The organism is Rhodanobacter sp. B2A1Ga4, assembly GCF_018101315.1.
In the GTDB taxonomy this organism is placed as follows: Bacteria; Pseudomonadota; Gammaproteobacteria; order Xanthomonadales; family Rhodanobacteraceae; genus Rhodanobacter; species Rhodanobacter thiooxydans_A.
Genome location: NZ_JADBJR010000001.1, coordinates 1,365,905 through 1,383,258 on the forward strand (window position 1 = coordinate 1,365,905; position 17,354 = coordinate 1,383,258).

Consider the following 17,354-nt stretch of genomic DNA (forward strand, 5'->3'; position numbering starts at 1 on the left):
AATTAGTGAAGGGGGTATAAACGCACCCTGCCAAACCGTTTCGTTCAGCAGAGCCGTCCCTGGCCCGACCCGACGTTGACCGGTGCGGCAGCACTCGGTTCAACGGCGGGAATTATTGCGGCACGAAGTGCCGCAATAACCTTTTACTTGATGACCTTGGCCACTACGCCGGCGCCGACGGTGCGGCCGCCTTCGCGAATGGCGAAACGCAGGCCTTCGTCCATCGCGATCGGGTGGATCAGGCTCACCACCATCTTCACGTTGTCGCCCGGCATCACCATTTCCACGCCTTCCGGCAGCTGGCAGGCGCCGGTCACGTCGGTCGTGCGGAAATAGAACTGCGGACGGTAACCCTTGAAGAACGGCGTATGACGGCCACCCTCGTCCTTCGACAGCACGTAGACTTCGGCTTCGAAATCGGTGTGCGGGGTGATCGTGCCCGGCTTGGCCAGCACCTGGCCACGCTCCACGTCGTCACGCTTCAGGCCGCGCAGCAGCAGACCGGCATTGTCGCCCGCCTGACCCTGGTCCAGCAGCTTGCGGAACATTTCCACGCCGGTCACGGTCGTCTTCTGCGTGTCGCGGATGCCGACCACTTCGATTTCGTCACCGACCTTGATGATTCCGCGCTCGATACGACCGGTCACCACGGTACCGCGGCCCGAGATCGAGAACACGTCTTCCACCGGCATCAGGAACGGCTTGTCGATCGCACGTACCGGCTCCGGGATGTAGCTGTCCAGCGCGTCCACCAGCTTGATGATCGCCGGCACGCCGATCTCGCTCTGATCACCTTCCAGCGCCTTCAGCGCCGAACCGTGGATGATCGGCGTGTCGTCGCCCGGGAAGTCGTACTTGCTGAGCAACTCGCGCACTTCCATCTCGACCAGCTCGAGCAGCTCGGCGTCGTCGACCATGTCCGCCTTGTTCAGGAACACCACGATGTACGGCACGCCGACCTGACGGCTCAGCAGGATGTGCTCGCGCGTCTGCGGCATCGGGCCATCGGCGGCCGAGCACACCAGGATCGCGCCGTCCATCTGCGCCGCACCGGTGATCATGTTCTTCACGTAGTCGGCATGGCCCGGGCAGTCCACGTGCGCGTAGTGGCGGATCGGCGACTCGTATTCCACGTGCGCCGTCGAGATCGTGATGCCGCGCGCCTTCTCTTCCGGCGCCGCGTCGATCGCGCTGTAATCCTTGAACTCGCCACCGAAGCGCTCCGCGCCGACCTTCGTCAGCGCTGCCGTCAGCGTCGTCTTGCCGTGATCCACGTGACCAATCGTGCCGACGTTGACATGCGGCTTGGTGCGTTCGAATTTACCCTTTGCCATGACCCTGACCTCTAGAAAGAACTTGGTTAATTAGTGCGGCCATGAAAGGCCGCTTTTTGATCTACGCGATCCAGGAACCGATCGCACTAATTAAGCGTGGAAAAGCTGGCCCTGTCAGGCCTTCTTCATGACCTGCTCGGCGATGTTGTTCGGCGCCTCGGCGTAATGGTCGAATTCCATCGTGAAGGTGGCACGCCCCTGGGTCAGCGAGCGAATCGTGGTCGCATAGCCGAACATCTCGCCCAGCGGAACCATCGCGTCGATGGTCTTGCCCGACGGCGTGTCGTCCTGGCCCTGGAGCAGGCCGCGACGACGACTCATGTCACCCATCACGTCACCCACATACTCTTCCGGGGTCACGACCTCGACCTTCATGATCGGCTCAAGCAGCACCGGGCTCGCCTTCGCGAAGCCTTGCTTGAACGCCATCGAGGCGGCCAGCTTGAACGCCATTTCCGACGAGTCGACGTCGTGGTACGAACCGAACACGAGTTTGACCTTTACGCCCACCACCGGGAAGCCGGCCAGCGGACCACTGGTGATGGTCTCGCGCAGGCCCTTTTCGACCGACGGGATGAATTCCTTCGGAATCACGCCACCGGTGATGTCGTTGATGAAGAGGAAGTCGTCCTTCACGGCCGGGTTCTTGCGATCCTCTTCCGTCATCGGCGACAGCTCGATCACGACGTGACCGTACTGACCCTTGCCGCCCGACTGCTTGGCGTGCTTGTAGTCCGACTTGACGTCCGACGAACGGATCGTCTCGCGGTAGGCCACCTGCGGCTTGCCGACGTTCGCCTCGACGTTGAACTCGCGACGCATGCGATCGACCAGGATGTCCAGGTGCAGCTCGCCCATGCCCGAGATGATGGTCTGGCCCGACTCTTCGTCCGTGCGCACGCGGAACGACGGATCCTCCGCGGCCAGACGGCCGAGGGCGATGCCCATCTTTTCCTGGTCCGACTTGGTTTTCGGCTCGACCGCCATCGAGATCACCGGCTCCGGGAACGTCATGCGCTCCAGGGTGATGACGTGATCCTGCGCGCACAGCGTGTCGCCGGTCGTCACGTCCTTCAGGCCGACCGCGGCGGCGATGTCACCGGCACGGACTTCCTTCAGTTCCTGACGCTCGTTCGCGTGCATCTGCAGGATGCGGCCAATGCGCTCCTTCTTGCTCTTGACCGGGTTGTACACGGCGTCGCCGGAGTTCAACGTGCCCGAGTAGACACGGAAGAACGTCAGCGAGCCGACGAACGGGTCGGTCATGATCTTGAACGCGAGCGCGGAGAACGGCGCGGCATCGTCGGCCTTGCGCGTGGCGTCGTGATCGTTCTCGTCGATGCCGGCGACCGGCGGGCGATCGGCGGGCGACGGCAGCAGCTGGACCACCGCGTCGAGCATCGCCTGGACGCCCTTGTTCTTGAACGCGGTGCCGCAGAATACCGGGATGATCTCGTTCGCCAGCGTGCGCTGACGTAGGCCGGCGATGATCTCACCCTCGCTGAGGTCGCCGCCCTCGAGGTACTTGTTCATCAGCTCTTCGGTGGCCTCGGCGGCCGACTCCACCATGAAGCTGTGCGCTTCTGCAGCCTTGTCGGCCAGATTCGCAGGAATGTCCTGGTACTCGAACTTCATGCCCTGGGATTCCATGTCCCAGGTGATCGCCTTCATCTTGAGCAGGTCGACCACGCCCTCAAAGTTGTCTTCGGCGCCGATCGGCACCTGCATCGGCACCGGATGAGCGCCAAGACGAGCCTTCAGCTGGTCGACCACCTTGTCGAAGTTGGCACCGGTGCGATCCATCTTGTTGACGAATGCAAGACGCGGAACCTTGTACTTGTTGGCCTGGCGCCATACGGTCTCGGATTGCGGCTGCACGCCACCGACCGCACACAGCACGAATACCGCGCCGTCGAGCACGCGCAGCGAACGCTCCACCTCGATGGTGAAGTCAACGTGTCCCGGGGTATCGATGATGTTGAAGCGATGCTGCGGCATGGAGCGATCCATGCCGCTCCAGAACGCCGTCGTTGCTGCCGACGTGATGGTGATGCCGCGCTCCTGCTCCTGCTCCATCCAGTCCATCGTGGCCGCACCGTCGTGCACCTCGCCAATCTTGTGGCTGACGCCGGTGTAAAACAGGATGCGCTCCGTGGTGGTGGTCTTGCCGGCATCGATGTGAGCCATGATGCCGAAGTTGCGATAGCGCTCGATGGGAGTGGTGCGTGCCATGGTGTTTACCTGTGCCGGGCTGCCTGCCCTGGATTCACGCAGCCGTCCGGGCTGCTGCATTTATGAAAAGTCCGGCATGGGTGCCGGGTTCTTCTTTGCCGCCTGGACGGCGGCATGAATACTGCTGGTTTGTTCTTCGCCGTCAGGAACGACGACAAAGACAAAAACCATTACCAGCGGTAGTGCGAGAAGGCCTTGTTGGCTTCCGCCATGCGATGCGTCTCTTCGCGCTTCTTGGCGGCGCCACCGCGGCTCTCGGAAGCCTCCAGCAACTCGGCGGCCAGCTTGCGCGGCATCGAGGTCTCGCCACGCTTGCGGGCAGCGTCGATGACCCAGCGCATCGCCAGCGCCATGCGGCGACCCGGACGCACTTCGACCGGCACCTGATAGGTGGCGCCACCGACGCGGCGGGATTTCACCTCGACTGCCGGAGCGATGTTGTTGAGTGCCTTCTCGACCAAGGCCACCGGCTCGGCATTCTTCTCGCCAATGTGCTGCAGCGCACCGTAGACGATGCTCTCGGCGACCGACTTCTTGCCGCTCTTCATCACCATGTTGATGAAGCGGGCGATCAGCTGGCTGCCATGCTTGGGATCCGGCAGGACCAGACGGGCGGGATGTGAACCTTTACGCGACATGTTTTTCGTCCGTTATTTTTGCGGGCATTCCTGCCCGTCGGAAAAACGGCCACCCTGGCCGCACTCTTCAATTGAGATTACTTTTTCGGGCGCTTGGCGCCGTACTTCGAGCGCGACTGGCGACGCTTGGTAACGCCGGCGCAGTCGAGGCTGCCGCGCACCGTGTGGTAACGCACGCCGGGCAGATCCTTGACGCGGCCACCGCGGATCAGCACCACCGAGTGCTCCTGCAGATTGTGCCCTTCGCCACCGATATAGCTGATGACCTCGAAGCCATTGGTCAGGCGCACCTTGGCCACCTTGCGCAGGGCCGAGTTCGGCTTCTTCGGGGTGGTCGTGTAGACGCGCGTGCAGACGCCACGACGCTGCGGGCTGCTCTGCAGGGCGGGCGACCCACTCTTGTAGGTCTTGGGGCTGCGGTTTTTGCGCACCAACTGGTTGACTGTCGTCATGCGAAGCTGTTCCTGAAAACCTGATTCTAAAAACATTAAAGGCAGCCCGAATAAGCTCGGTCTGCCAAGAAGCGGGAATTTAACATGAGCAGCCCGCCATAGGCAAGCCAACGCTCAGCCGTCCTGGACCCGAACACGAGATGCATCCCTGCACCTCATTTCGTATGTCAGCGAGCAATGCCCCGAACGGGTTTACTCGACACCGTTTTCACTACCGGCCGGAGCCTCGGCAAACGAGGCTGCAGGCGTGGAACCGGAAAGAGTCTCCAGTTCCGTGGCGGTCAAACCACCCTGGCGACGACGCGATGCGTGGTACGCCAGACCCGTGCCTGCCGGAATAAGACGGCCGACAATAACATTTTCCTTCAGGCCACGCAAGCTGTCACGCGTTCCGCGAACTGCCGCCTCGGTGAGGACGCGGGTGGTTTCCTGGAACGAGGCCGCCGAGATGAACGACTCAGTCGCCAGCGACGCCTTGGTGATGCCCAGCAGCACCGACTGGTATTCCGCCGGACGTTCGCCCTTGGCCAGCGCACGCTCGTTCTCGCCGTTGATCCGCACGCGCTCGACCTGCTCACCGCGCAGATAATGGCTTTCGCCCGGCTCGACGATCTCGACCTTGCGCAGCATCTGGCGAATGATCGCCTCGATGTGCTTGTCGTTGATCTTCACGCCCTGCAGGCGATACACGTCCTGGATTTCCTTGACCAGGTACGTGGCCAGCGGCTCCACACCGAGCAGGCGCAGGATGTCATGCGGACTCGGCTCGCCGTCGACGACGGTTTCGCCCTTCTCCACGTGCTCGCCCTCGAACACGATGACCTGACGCCACTTCGGAATCAGCTCCTCGTGCTCGTTGCCGTCGACGTCCTTGATGATCAGACGCTGCTTGCCCTTGGTGTCCTTGCCGAAGCTGATGATGCCTGAGCGCTCGGCGAGGATCGCCGGTTCCTTCGGCTTGCGTGCCTCGAACAGGTCGGCCACGCGCGGCAGACCACCGGTGATGTCGCGGGTCTTGGAGGTTTCCTGCGGGATACGCGCGACCACGTCGCCCACGCCCACTTCGGCACCGTTCTGGATCGACACGATCGCACCGGCCGGCAGGAAGTACTGCGCGGCGATGTCGGTACCCGGCAGCTTGAGCTCACGGCCCTTGGCGTCTTCCAGGCGCACGATCGGACGCAGGTCCTTCGCCTGCGCACCGCGACGCTTCGGATCAGTGACCACGGCCGACTCCAGGCCGGTCAGCTCGTCGGTCTGGCTCTGCACGGTGACGCCATCGAGGAAATCGATGAAGCGCACCACGCCGGCCACCTCGGTGACGATCGGATGGGTATGCGGATCCCAGTTCGCCACGGTCTGGCCCGGCTTGACTGGCGCGCCGTCCTTGACCGCGATGACGGCGCCGTAGGGAACCTTGTAGCGCTCGCGCTCGCGACCGCTGGAGTCGATCACGCTCAGCTCGCCCGAACGCGACACCGCGACCAGGTGGCCCTGCTTGTGCTGCACTGATTTCAGGTTGTTGAACTTCAGCGAGCCGGTGGTCTTCACCGTCACGTTGTCCACCGCTGCCGCACGCGAAGCCGCGCCGCCGATGTGGAACGTACGCATGGTCAGCTGGGTGCCCGGCTCACCGATCGACTGCGCGGCGACCACACCGACGGCCTCGCCCATGTTGACCAGGTGGCCACGGGCCAGATCGCGGCCGTAGCACAGCTTGCACACACCGTGAACGGCCTCGCAGGTGATCGGCGAACGCACCTTGATGATCTGCACGCCGGCCTTGTCGAGCTTCTCGACCAGCGCCTCGTTGAGCAGGGTGTCGCGGGTAACGATCGGCCGGTCGTCATCGCCGGGGGCGTAGACGTCCTCGACCACCACGCGGCCCAGCACGCGTTCGCGCAACGGCTCGACCACGTCGCCGCCTTCGACGATCGGCTGCATGGTGACGCCGTCCTCGGTGCCGCAGTCGTCCATGGTGATGACCACGTCCTGCGCCACGTCGACCAGGCGGCGGGTCAGGTAGCCGGAGTTGGCGGTCTTCAACGCGGTATCCGCCAGGCCCTTGCGGGCGCCGTGGGTCGAGTTGAAGTACTGCAGCACGTTCAGGCCTTCACGGAAGTTGGCCTTGATCGGCGTCTCGATGATCGAGCCGTCCGGACGTGCCATCAGGCCACGCATGCCGGCCAGCTGGCGAATCTGCGCCACCGAGCCGCGCGCGCCGGAGTCGGCCATGATGTACAGCGAGTTCATCGACTTCTGGCTGACCGTCTTGCCTTCGGCGTCGACCACCTTCTCGGTGCCGATGCCGTCGATCATCGCCTTGGCCACCTGCTCGCTGGTGCGCGACCAGATGTCGACCACCTTGTTGTAGCGCTCGCCGGCGGTGACCAGACCCGATTGATACTGCTGCTGGATTTCGACGACTTCCTTCTCGGCCTCGTCGAGGATGGTCTTCTTCTCGGCCGGGATCAGCATGTCGTCGATGCCGATCGAGATGCCCGCGCGCGTGGCGAACCGATAGCCGGTGTACATCAGCTTGTCGGCGAACACCACGGTCTCTTTCAGGCCCAGCAGGCGATAGCTGGAGTTGATCAGCCGCGAGATGTTCTTCTTGGTCAGCTCGGTATTGGCCAGCGCGAACGGCAGACCTTCCGGCAGGATCTCGGCCAGCAGGGCACGACCCACCGTGGTCTCGACCAGCTTGGTCTCGCTGGTACGGGTGCCGTCCTCAGCGATGTGCACCAGCTTCAGGCGCACCTTGACCTTGGCGTGCAGCTCGACTGCACGGTTGTCATAGGCACGACGGGCCTCGGAAATGCCGGAGAACACCATGCCGGTGCCCTTGACGTTGATCAGCTCGCGGGTCATGTAGTACAGGCCCAGCACCACGTCCTGGGTCGGCACGATGATCGGCTCGCCGTTGGCGGGCGACAGGATGTTGTTGGACGACATCATCAAGGTGCGCGCTTCCAGCTGCGCCTCGATCGACAGCGGCACGTGGACGGCCATCTGGTCACCGTCGAAGTCGGCGTTGAACGCCGTGCAGACCAGCGGATGCAGCTGGATCGCCTTGCCTTCGATCAGCTTCGGCTCGAACGCCTGGATGCCGAGGCGATGCAGGGTCGGCGCGCGGTTCAGCAGCACCGGATGCTCGCGGATCACCTCTTCGAGGATGTCCCACACCTGGCCTTCTTCGCGCTCGACCAGCTTCTTCGCCGCCTTGATGGTGGTGGCTTCGCCGCGTGCCTGCAGCTTGGCGAAGATGAACGGCTTGAACAGCTCCAGCGCCATCTTCTTGGGCAGGCCGCACTGGTGCAGGCGCAGGGTCGGGCCGACCACGATCACCGAACGACCGGAGTAGTCCACGCGCTTGCCGAGCAGGTTCTGGCGGAAGCGGCCCTGCTTGCCCTTGATCATGTCGGCGAGCGACTTCAGCGCGCGCTTGTTGGTGCCGGTGATGGCACGGCCGCGACGACCGTTGTCGAGCAGCGCATCGACCGATTCCTGCAGCATGCGCTTCTCGTTGCGCACGATGATGTCGGGCGCGTTGAGTTCGAGCAGACGCTTCAGGCGGTTGTTGCGGTTGATGACGCGACGGTACAGGTCGTTCAGGTCGGAGGTCGCGAAGCGGCCGCCGTCCAGCGGCACCAGCGGACGCAGGTCCGGCGGCAGCACGGGCAGCACGGTCAGCACCATCCACTCCGGCTTGTTGCCGGATTCCAGGAACGCCTCGATCAGCTTGACGCGCTTGGTGAGGCGCTTCAGCTTGGTCTCGGAATTGGTGGAGGTGATCTCTTCCTTCAGGCGGATGACTTCGCCCGGCAGGTCGAGCGACTTCAGAAGGTGAAACACCGCCTCGGCACCCATGCGGGCATCGAACTCGTCGCCGTGCTCTTCGGTCGCTTCCAGGTACTGGTCTTCGCTGAGCAGCTGGCCGCGCTCCAGCGCGGTCATGCCCGGATCGATCACCACGAAGGCCTCGAAGTACAGGATCCGCTCGATGTCGCGCAGGGTCATGTCCAGCATCAGGCCGATGCGCGAAGGCAGCGACTTGAGGAACCAGATGTGCGCGGTCGGGCTGGCCAGCTCGATGTGGCCCATGCGCTCGCGGCGCACCTTGGCCAGGGTGACCTCGGTGCCGCACTTTTCGCAGACCACGCCGCGATGCTTCATGCGCTTGTACTTGCCGCACAGGCACTCGTAGTCCTTCACCGGCCCGAAGATCGCGGCGCAGAACAGGCCGTCACGCTCCGGCTTGAAGGTACGGTAGTTGATGGTTTCCGGCTTCTTCACTTCGCCGTACGACCACGAGCGGATCAGCTCCGGCGACGCGAGCGCGATCTTGATCGCGTCGAAATCCGGCGTCGCGCGCTGCTGGTTGAACAGATTGAGCAGGTCTTTCATTTGAGTCTCCGGTCGGAGCAAATTCTTGGGTCGAGGTCCGCGGTTCGAACAGGATCAGGCTTGAGGGATCCGGACCGGGATTCGGGACCTGCTGTTGCAGATCCCGAATCCCGAGGCCCGAATCCCGTCGATCACTTGATCTCTTCCAGATCGATGTCGATGGCGAGCGAGCGGATTTCCTTCACCAGCACGTTGAAGGACTCCGGCATGCCCGCGGACATTTCGTGATTGCCGTCGACAATGTTCTTGTACATCTGGTTGCGGCCCTGCACGTCGTCGGACTTCACCGTCAGCATTTCCTGCAGGGTGTAGGCCGCGCCGTAGGCTTCCAGCGCCCACACTTCCATCTCGCCGAAACGCTGGCCGCCAAACTGCGCCTTGCCGCCCAGCGGCTGCTGGGTGACCAGCGAGTACGGGCCGGTGGAGCGCGCGTGCATCTTGTCGTCGACCAGGTGGTTGAGCTTCAGGTAATGCATGTAGCCGACGGTGACCGGTCGATCGAACGCCTCGCCGGTGCGACCGTCGAACAGCATGGTCTGACCGGATTCCGGCAGATCAGCCAGCTTCAGCATCGCCTTGATCTCGGTCTCTTCGGCACCGTCGAACACCGGCGTCGCCATCGGCACGCCTTCCTGCAAGTTGGTGGCGAGCGCGAAGATCTCCTTGTCGGTGAGCGACTTCAGGTCGACGTGCTGCACGGCACCGGCCACATGGGTGTTGTAGATCTGGTCGAGGAACTCGCGGATCTTGGCCACCTTCTCCTGCGCCTCGAGCATCTTCTGGATCTTCTTGCCTAGGCCCTTGGCGGCCCAGCCCAGATGCACTTCCAGGATCTGCCCGATGTTCATGCGCGACGGCACGCCCAGCGGGTTCAGCACGATGTCGACCGGCACACCGTCGGCGGAGTACGGCATGTCCTCCACCGGCACCACGTTCGACACCACGCCCTTGTTGCCGTGGCGGCCGGCCATCTTGTCGCCCGGCTGGATGCGGCGCTTCACGGCCAGGAACACCTTGACCATCTTCAGCACGCCCGGCGCGAGGTCGTCGCCCTGGGTGATCTTGCCCTGCTTCTCCTTGAAGCGCTTGTCGAACTCTTCCTTGTGGCGCTTGATCTGGTCGGCGGCGCGCTCGAGGAACTCGGTGACGTCCTCGTCCTTGACGTTGATCTTGAACCAGTCGTCCTTCTTCAGGCCGTCGAGGTAGGCGTCGGTAATCTCGGCGCCGCGCTTCAGGCCGCCCGGGCCGCTCATCGCGGACTTGCCGACCAGCTGGGTGCGCATGCGGCTGTAGATCGCGCCTTCGAGGATGCGGAACTGGTCGTCCAGATCCTTGCGGACCCGCTTGACCTCGGTTTCCTCGATCTGCTTGGCGCGCTTGTCCTTCTCGATGCCGTCGCGGGTAAAGACCTGCACGTCGATGACGGTGCCGTCCATGCCCGGCGGCACGCGCAAGGACGAGTCCTTCACGTCGGACGCCTTCTCGCCGAAGATCGCGCGCAGCAGCTTCTCTTCCGGGGTCAGCTGGCTCTCGCCCTTCGGCGTGACCTTGCCGACCATGATATCGCCGGCCTTCACTTCCGCACCGATGTAGACGATGCCGGATTCATCCAGACGCGCCAGCGCCTGTTCGCCCACGTTCGGGATGTCGGCGGTGATTTCCTCGGCGCCCAGCTTGGTGTCGCGCGCGATGCAGGACAGCTCCTCGATGTGGATCGAGGTGTAGCGGTCTTCCTGCACGACGCGCTCGGAGAGCAGGATCGAGTCTTCGAAGTTGTAGCCGTTCCACGGCATGAACGCGATCAGCATGTTCTGGCCGAGCGCGAGCTCGCCCAGGTCGGTCGACGAACCGTCGGCCAGCGTGTCGCCCTTCGCCACCACGTCGCCCACGTTCACCAGCGGACGCTGGTTGAGGTTGGTGTTCTGGTTGGAGCGGGTGTACTTGGTCAGCGTGTAGATGTCGACGCCGGCGTCGTTGTCGCCGACCTCTTCCTCGTTCACGCGCACCACGATACGTGCCGCATCGACCTGGTCGATCACGCCGCCGCGCTTGGCGGAGACGATGACGCCCGAGTCACGCGCCACCGCGCGCTCGATGCCGGTGCCCACCAGCGGGGTCTGCGAACGCAGCGTCGGCACGGCCTGACGCTGCATGTTCGCGCCCATCAGCGCGCGGTTCGCGTCATCGTGCTCCAGGAACGGCACCAGCGCCGCGGCGACCGACACGGTCTGCATCGGCGAGACGTCCATGTAGTCGACCTCGGCGGCCGGACGCAGCTCGGATTCGCCGCGGAAACGGCAGGACACGAAGTCCTCCAGGAACGCGCCGTGCTTGTCCAGCGGCGAGTTCGCCTGGGCGATCACGTGGTCGCCTTCCTCGATGGCCGAGAGGTAGTCGACCTTGTCGGTGACCTTGCTGTTGGCGACCTTGCGGTACGGCGTCTCGAGGAAGCCGTAGGCGTTGGTGCGGGCGTACACGGCCAGCGAGTTGATCAGGCCGATGTTCGGACCTTCCGGCGTCTCGATGGTGCACACGCGGCCGTAGTGGGTCGGATGCACGTCACGCACTTCGAAGCCGGCGCGCTCGCGGGTCAGGCCGCCTGGCCCCAGCGCGGAAACGCGGCGCTTGTGCGTCACTTCGGACAGCGGGTTGTTCTGGTCCATGAACTGCGACAGCTGCGACGAGCCGAAGAACTCCTTCACCGCCGCCGCGACCGGCTTGGCGTTGATCAGGTCCTGCGGGGTCAGGCCGTCGGCCTCGGCCAGCGACAGGCGCTCGCGCACCGCACGCTCGACGCGCACCAGGCCGATGCGGAAGGTGTTCTCGGCCATCTCGCCGACCGAACGCACGCGGCGGTTGCCCAGGTGGTCGATGTCGTCGACGGTGCCATGACCGTTCTTGATGTCGATCAGCACCTTCAGCACGTCGAGGATATCGGACGATTCGCCCTGCTCCTTGACCAGCCGCTGCGACTCCTCTTCCTTGCGCTCGCTGAAGTACTTGTGGTCGTACAGCACGCCCGGGCCGAGGATTTCCTTGCGGCCCACGCGGCGGTTGAACTTCATCCGGCCGACCGCCGACAGGTCGTAACGGTCGAAGGTGAAGAACAGGTTGAAGAACAAATTCTGCGCAGCGTCCTTGGTCGGCGGCTCGCCCGGGCGCATCATGCGGTAGATCTCCACCAGCGCCTCCAGCGGCGTCTTGGTGTTGTCGATGCGCAGGGTGTGCGAGATATAGGCGCCACGGTCGAGGTCGTTGACGTACAGCGTGGGCACGACTTCGATGCCGGCCTTGCGGAAGTTCTCCAGCTGCTCGGCGGTGATCTCGTCGTTGGCCGAGGCCAGCAGCTCGCCGGTCTTGGCATCGACGATGTCGGTCGCCACGATGCGGCCGACCGGGTAGTCGTCCGGCACTTCCAGCGCAGTGATGTTCTCCGCAGCGAGCTGGCGCACGTGGCGCGCGGTGATGCGCTTGCCGGCTTCCACCAGCACCTTGCCACCGATGGCCAGGTCGAAGGAGAGCGTTTCGCCGCGCAGGCGCTCGGCGACCAGCTCCAGCGTGGTGCCGCCCTTCTTGCCCAGGTGGAACACGTTGTGCTCGAAGAAGATGCCCAGCATCTCCTCGTTGTTGTAGCCGAGCGCGCGCAGCAGCACGGTCACCGGCAGCTTGCGGCGACGGTCGATGCGGGTGAACAGCGCGTCCTTCGGGTCAAACTCGAAGTCCAGCCACGAACCACGGTAAGGAATCACGCGGGCGGAGAACAGCAACTTGCCCGAGCTGTGCGTCTTGCCGCGGTCGTGGTCGAAGAACACGCCAGGCGAACGATGCAGCTGCGAGACGATCACGCGCTCGGTGCCGTTGATGATGAAGGTGCCGGTGTCGGTCATGAGCGGAATCTCGCCCATGTAGACCTCCTGCTCCTTGATGTACTTCACCACCTTCTTCGAGGCCGGGCTGTCCTTGTCGTAGATCACCAGGCGCACGGTGGTGCGCAGCGGCGCACCGTAGGTCATGCCTCGATTGCGGCATTCGCGCTCGTCGAACGCCGGCTCGCCCAGGCGGTAGTCGACGTACTCGAGTGCGGCATTGCCCGAATAGCTGGAGATCGGGAACACCGACTTCAACGCGGCATGCAAACCCTTGTCGCCGCGCTGTTTCGGCGCGACATGCTCCTGCAGAAACTCCCGGTAGGAATCAGTCTGGATGGTCAGCAGGTTCGGCACGCCCAGTACGGGCGGACGCTTGCCAAAATCCTTGCGGATGCGTTTCTTCTCGGTAAACGAGTAGGCCATGATCGGTAGCGCCTCGGTTCGCAGTGACGCCGGTGGTGCACGCACCGGCTGAATGAAAAAACTGTATTTGCCGGATGGCCAAGGCCATCCGGGCGGGGATGCGGGAATCGAGAATAGGGAATCGGCAAAGCCCGAAGGCCGGTGCTGCTGACGATTCCCTATTCTCCATTCCCCATTCCCGTTCAAACGGGCAAAGCCCGGGGGCTTTCGCCCCCAGGCTTGCTTGACGCTAGATCAAACTGACGGCGCGCAAGGGCGCCGATTACTTCAGTTCGACCGTGGCGCCGGCAGCTTCGAGGTCCTTCTTGAACTTCTCGGCGTCTTCCTTCGACACGGCTTCCTTCAGGACGCCACCGGCCTCGGTGAGGTCCTTGGCTTCCTTCAGGCCCAGGCCGGTGATCGCGCGGACAGCCTTGATCACGTCGACCTTCTTGGCGCCGGCGGTCTTCAGGATGACGTCGAACTCGGTCTGCGCTTCGGCAACCGGGGCAGCAGCGGCCGGGCCGGCCACGGCAACCGGAGCGGCGGCGGTCACGCCAAACTTCTCTTCGATGGCCTTCACCAGGTCCATCACTTCCATCAGCGACTTGGCGGCGACGGCTTCAACGATCTGTTCGTTGGTCAGGGACATTTTGTTTTACCTCTGGAAATGGATTCGGTTTGTAAGACGAAAGAACTCAGGCGGGCTCGGCTTCGGCCGGTGCTTCGGCAGCGACTTCGCCACCACCCTGCTGATCGGCCACGGCCTTGATCACGCGGGCGAACATCGTGGCCGGCTCGGCCAGCACACGGGCCAGCATGGCCAGCGCCTGTTCGCGGGTCGGCAGCGAGGCCAGCACGTCGACGTGCTCGGCCGGAAGCAGCTTGCCTTCCACCGAGACGAGCTTCGCCTTCAGCTTGTCGTTGCCCTTGGCGAATTCCTTGATCAGACGCCCGGCGGCACCGGGTTCTTCCGTCGAGAATGCGTACAGCAGCGGACCGACCAGGGCGTCCTTGACGACCTCGAATTCGGTACCAGCCACGGCGCGCGACGCCAGCGTGTTCTTGACAACTCGCAAGTACACACCGGATTCGCGGGCCTTCTTGCGCATCGCGGTCATCTGAGCGACCGTGGTGCCCGCATACTCGGCAGCGACCAGGGAGTGAGCCTTCGCGGCAACTTCTGCCAGTTCTGCGACTACTTCTTGCTTCTGAGACAGATTGAGAGCCATTGCACTCCTCCAAATGAACTCCGCTTGCGGCTCCTGCCGCTTGCGGTCCTGGGCGACGCCATCCGTGACGTCGGGGACGCTACGCGTCCCGGGTGTTGGCCTTTCCAGAACAAATCGAACGATTCCAGAAGGGGCAGCACCATCTGCGCAGGCCGGATTTGCGAGAAACCCGATTAAGCGATCCCGTTGGCGACGCGGCGATTCCATGCCAAAACCGAGCTCCCTGCCCGTCGTCGTCGCGCGTTGATCGCGCCTGCGGTCTTTGACAGCGGTCCCGACTTTCCTGCGAAGGTCGGAACTGCCCTCAAAAACTGCCCGCACCGGCACCAGGCCAGTACGGGACTTGATTCTTACTTCGCGGAGATGGCCAGCGACGAGGTATCAACGGCAACGCCGACGCCCATCGTGCTGGACAACGCCACTTTCTGCAGGAACTGGCCCTTCGCGGTGGCCGGCTTGGCCTTCAGCAGGTCGGCGATCAGCGTGTTGAGGTTGTCCGCCAGCTGGGCGGCCTCGAAGCTGGCCTTGCCGATGGTGGCGTGGATGATGCCCGCCTTGTCGTTGCGGAACTTCACCTGGCCGGCCTTGGCGTTCTTCACCGCGGTAGCGACGTCGGCGGTGACCGAGCCATCCTTCGGGTTCGGCATCAGGCCGCGCGGGCCGAGCAGCTGGCCCAGCTTGCCGACCACGCGCATCGCGTCCGGCGTGGCGATCACGCGACCGAAGTCGAGATCACCGCCCTGCATGCGCTCGGCTAGGTCGTCCATGCCGACAGCATCGGCGCCGGCAGCCTTGGCTGCCTCGGCCTTCTCGCCCGGCGGGCAGAACACGGCCACCTTGACGGTCTTGCCGGTGCCATGCGGCAGCAGCGAGGAACCGCGCACGCCCTGGTCGGACTTCTTCGCGTCGATGCCCAGACGCACGGCCACGTCCACCGACTCGGCGAACTTCGCCTTGGCGTTGTCCTTGACGATCTTCAGGGCTTCTTCCAGGCCATAGAACTTGCCCGGCTGCACCGCGGCCTGCGCCGACTTCATACGTTTCGTGAGCTTTGCCATGTCTTAACCCTCCACCACAAGGCCCATGCTGCGGGCGCTACCGGCAATGGTGCGCACCGCGGCGTCGAGATCGGCAGCCGTCAGATCCGGCTCCTTCTGCTTGGCAATGTCTTCCAGCTGCTTGCGGGTGACCTTGCCCACCTTGTCGGTGTTCGGCTTCTGCGAACCCTTGGCGACGCCGGTGGCCTTCTTCAGAAGGATCGTGGCGGGCGGGGTCTTGGTGATGAAGGTGAAGCTGCGGTCGGAGTACGCGGTGATGATGGTCGGAATCGGCAGACCCGGCTCCAGCTTCTGCGTGGCGGCATTGAACGCCTTGCAGAACTCCATGATGTTCAGGCCGCGCTGGCCGAGGGCGGGGCCCACCGGCGGCGACGGGTTGGCCTGACCGGCCTTGACCTGCAGTTTGATGTAACCGACAACTTTCTTTGCCATGGGATTTTCCTCGCGAGTTCAGGCGCCTTGCGGCTCCTCGCTGTTCACCGTTCCGTGGATGGAAGGAAGATCTGCCTCGTGCAGATCCGAAACGCAGGCACGCCGGGCCAAAAAGACCCCGCGTGAACCGCGCAGTATAGAGATTTACCGGATCATCAGCAAGCCCCGTGCCAGTTGCGGCACCTGGGGGAAATCAAAAGCGGAGCGGATCGGGTTGGTCGGAGTCCACTCTCCCCCGCAGGCGGGGAAGGGCGAAGGTGCCGAGCGGGTTCGCTTCGGGCAACCTTCTCCCTGGACTCAGGCCTTTTCGACCTGGCCGAACTCCAGTTCTACCGGGGTGGAGCGGCCGAAGATCAGTACCGCCACGCGCAGGCGACTCTTCTCGTAGTTGACTTCCTCGACCACGCCGTTGAAATCGTTGAACGGGCCCTCGGTGACGCGCACCATCTCACCCGGCTCGAACAGCACCTTGGGCTTGGGTTTCTCGACACCCTCGCGCACGCGACTGAGGATGGCGTCGGCCTCGCTGTCCTTGATTGGCAGCGGGCGGTCGGCGGTGCCGCCGATGAACCCCATCACCTTCGGGGTTTCCTTGATCAGATGCCAGCATTCGTCGTCGATCCGGGGCGACTTGCCCTCGGTGTTCGTCTCGATCTGCACCAGCACGTAGCCAGGGAAGAACTTGCGATCGCTGCGGCGCTTCTGGCCACCGCGCATCTCGATCACTTCCTCGGTCGGCACCAGCACTTCGCCGAACTTCTCTTCCATCGCGGCACGCTTGACGCGCTCCTCGAGGGAACGCTTCACCTGGTTCTCGAAGCCCGAATAGGCGTGCACCACGTACCAGCGCTTGCTCATGCTCACCTCAGCTACCCAGCTTCAGCAGCCAGTCGAGAATGACCGACTTCAGGATCAGGTCGATAAGACCTAGCAGCAACGACAGCACGATCACCACCAGGATGATGATGCCGGTCGTCTTGATCGTCTCGTCGCGAGTCGGCCAGACCACCTTGCGCATCTCGAACTGCGACTCGGCGATGAAATTCCGCACCCGCCGGCCCAGCGCGGTGAACGCGGCGATCGCCAGCGCCACCACAAATGCGGCCAGCACGCCCAGCAGGCGTACCGACGAGGAAATGCTGCCGTCCCGACCGAACCAGGAATAGGCGAAGATACCGGCAGCCAGCACCAGACCCGCCAGTACCAGCTTGCCGATGTCGGCGGCGTTCGTGCCCTTGGGCTGTTCTGCCTTGGTATTCATGTACTAGCGACTCGGTGTCAGCAGCATGCCGTGCCTT

12 protein-coding genes are annotated in these 17,354 nt (G+C 63.7%); all 12 read right to left on the reverse strand.

The genetic code is table 11. The features are described 5' to 3' along the window. Positions 1-143: 143 nt before the first annotated feature. The 12 genes from tuf to secE all read right to left on the reverse strand — a co-directional run bounded on the left by tuf (position 144) and on the right by secE (position 17,317). Entirely contained in the window at positions 144-1,334 is a 1,191-nt protein-coding gene (gene tuf / locus IMW82_RS06455; RefSeq protein WP_108473169.1) for an elongation factor Tu, read from the reverse strand. 114 nt (positions 1,335-1,448) lie between these two features. Then, the gene (gene fusA, locus IMW82_RS06460) at positions 1,449-3,566 is read right to left on the reverse strand and encodes an elongation factor G (protein ID WP_108473246.1); all 2,118 of its coding nucleotides are present in this window, start codon (positions 3,564-3,566) and stop codon (positions 1,449-1,451) included. Positions 3,567-3,736: 170 nt separating this feature from the next. Further along, positions 3,737-4,204 (reverse strand): 30S ribosomal protein S7, encoded by a 468-nt coding sequence (rpsG, locus tag IMW82_RS06465; protein ID WP_007514548.1) that lies wholly within the window; start codon positions 4,202-4,204, stop codon positions 3,737-3,739. A 77-nt stretch (positions 4,205-4,281) separates the two neighbouring features. Further along, entirely contained in the window at positions 4,282-4,656 is a 375-nt protein-coding gene (gene rpsL / locus IMW82_RS06470; protein ID WP_007083021.1) for a 30S ribosomal protein S12, read from the reverse strand. A 192-nt stretch (positions 4,657-4,848) separates the two neighbouring features. Then, complete coding sequence (gene rpoC, locus IMW82_RS06475; RefSeq protein ID WP_108473247.1) at positions 4,849-9,063, reverse strand: DNA-directed RNA polymerase subunit beta'; 4,215 nt, start codon at positions 9,061-9,063, stop codon at positions 4,849-4,851. A gap of 131 nt (positions 9,064-9,194) precedes the next feature. Next, positions 9,195-13,355 carry a DNA-directed RNA polymerase subunit beta gene (rpoB, locus tag IMW82_RS06480; protein WP_108473251.1) on the reverse strand — a complete coding sequence of 1,387 codons (4,161 nt, stop codon included), beginning with the start codon at positions 13,353-13,355 and terminating at the stop codon, positions 9,195-9,197. 262 nt (positions 13,356-13,617) lie between these two features. Then, positions 13,618-13,986, reverse strand: a complete 369-nt coding sequence (gene rplL / locus IMW82_RS06485) for a 50S ribosomal protein L7/L12 (protein ID WP_056386853.1) — start codon at positions 13,984-13,986, stop codon at positions 13,618-13,620. Between the two features lie 46 nt (positions 13,987-14,032). Next, the gene (gene rplJ, locus IMW82_RS06490) at positions 14,033-14,566 is read right to left on the reverse strand and encodes a 50S ribosomal protein L10 (protein WP_108473248.1); all 534 of its coding nucleotides are present in this window, start codon (positions 14,564-14,566) and stop codon (positions 14,033-14,035) included. A 350-nt stretch (positions 14,567-14,916) separates the two neighbouring features. Further along, positions 14,917-15,624 carry a 50S ribosomal protein L1 gene (rplA, locus tag IMW82_RS06495; protein WP_108473249.1) on the reverse strand — a complete coding sequence of 236 codons (708 nt, stop codon included), beginning with the start codon at positions 15,622-15,624 and terminating at the stop codon, positions 14,917-14,919. A 3-nt stretch (positions 15,625-15,627) separates the two neighbouring features. Beyond that, positions 15,628-16,056 carry a 50S ribosomal protein L11 gene (gene rplK / locus IMW82_RS06500; RefSeq protein WP_027491701.1) on the reverse strand — a complete coding sequence of 143 codons (429 nt, stop codon included), beginning with the start codon at positions 16,054-16,056 and terminating at the stop codon, positions 15,628-15,630. Positions 16,057-16,353: 297 nt separating this feature from the next. After that, entirely contained in the window at positions 16,354-16,914 is a 561-nt protein-coding gene (nusG, locus tag IMW82_RS06505; protein WP_108473252.1) for a transcription termination/antitermination protein NusG, read from the reverse strand. 7 nt (positions 16,915-16,921) lie between these two features. Beyond that, the gene (gene secE, locus IMW82_RS06510) at positions 16,922-17,317 is read right to left on the reverse strand and encodes a preprotein translocase subunit SecE (RefSeq protein WP_108473250.1); all 396 of its coding nucleotides are present in this window, start codon (positions 17,315-17,317) and stop codon (positions 16,922-16,924) included. Between the last annotated feature and the right edge of the window lie 37 nt (positions 17,318-17,354).

Bases quoted from the DNA above. Each gene is read 5' to 3' on its own strand.
- rpsL (WP_007083021.1), bottom strand. From the start codon at position 4,656: ATGACGACAGTCAACCAGTTGGTGCGCAAAAACCGCAGCCCCAAGACC.
- rplL (WP_056386853.1), bottom strand. From the start codon at position 13,986: ATGTCCCTGACCAACGAACAGATCGTTGAAGCCGTCGCCGCCAAGTCG.
- rplA (WP_108473249.1), bottom strand. From the start codon at position 15,624: ATGGCAAAGCTCACGAAACGTATGAAGTCGGCGCAGGCCGCGGTGCAG.
- rpsG (WP_007514548.1), bottom strand. From the start codon at position 4,204: ATGTCGCGTAAAGGTTCACATCCCGCCCGTCTGGTCCTGCCGGATCCC.
- nusG (WP_108473252.1), bottom strand. From the start codon at position 16,914: ATGAGCAAGCGCTGGTACGTGGTGCACGCCTATTCGGGCTTCGAGAAC.
- rpoC (WP_108473247.1), bottom strand. From the start codon at position 9,063: ATGAAAGACCTGCTCAATCTGTTCAACCAGCAGCGCGCGACGCCGGAT.
- rpoB (WP_108473251.1), bottom strand. From the start codon at position 13,355: ATGGCCTACTCGTTTACCGAGAAGAAACGCATCCGCAAGGATTTTGGC.
- fusA (WP_108473246.1), bottom strand. From the start codon at position 3,566: ATGGCACGCACCACTCCCATCGAGCGCTATCGCAACTTCGGCATCATG.
- rplK (WP_027491701.1), bottom strand. From the start codon at position 16,056: ATGGCAAAGAAAGTTGTCGGTTACATCAAACTGCAGGTCAAGGCCGGT.
- rplJ (WP_108473248.1), bottom strand. From the start codon at position 14,566: ATGGCTCTCAATCTGTCTCAGAAGCAAGAAGTAGTCGCAGAACTGGCA.
- tuf (WP_108473169.1), bottom strand. From the start codon at position 1,334: ATGGCAAAGGGTAAATTCGAACGCACCAAGCCGCATGTCAACGTCGGC.
- secE (WP_108473250.1), bottom strand. From the start codon at position 17,317: ATGAATACCAAGGCAGAACAGCCCAAGGGCACGAACGCCGCCGACATC.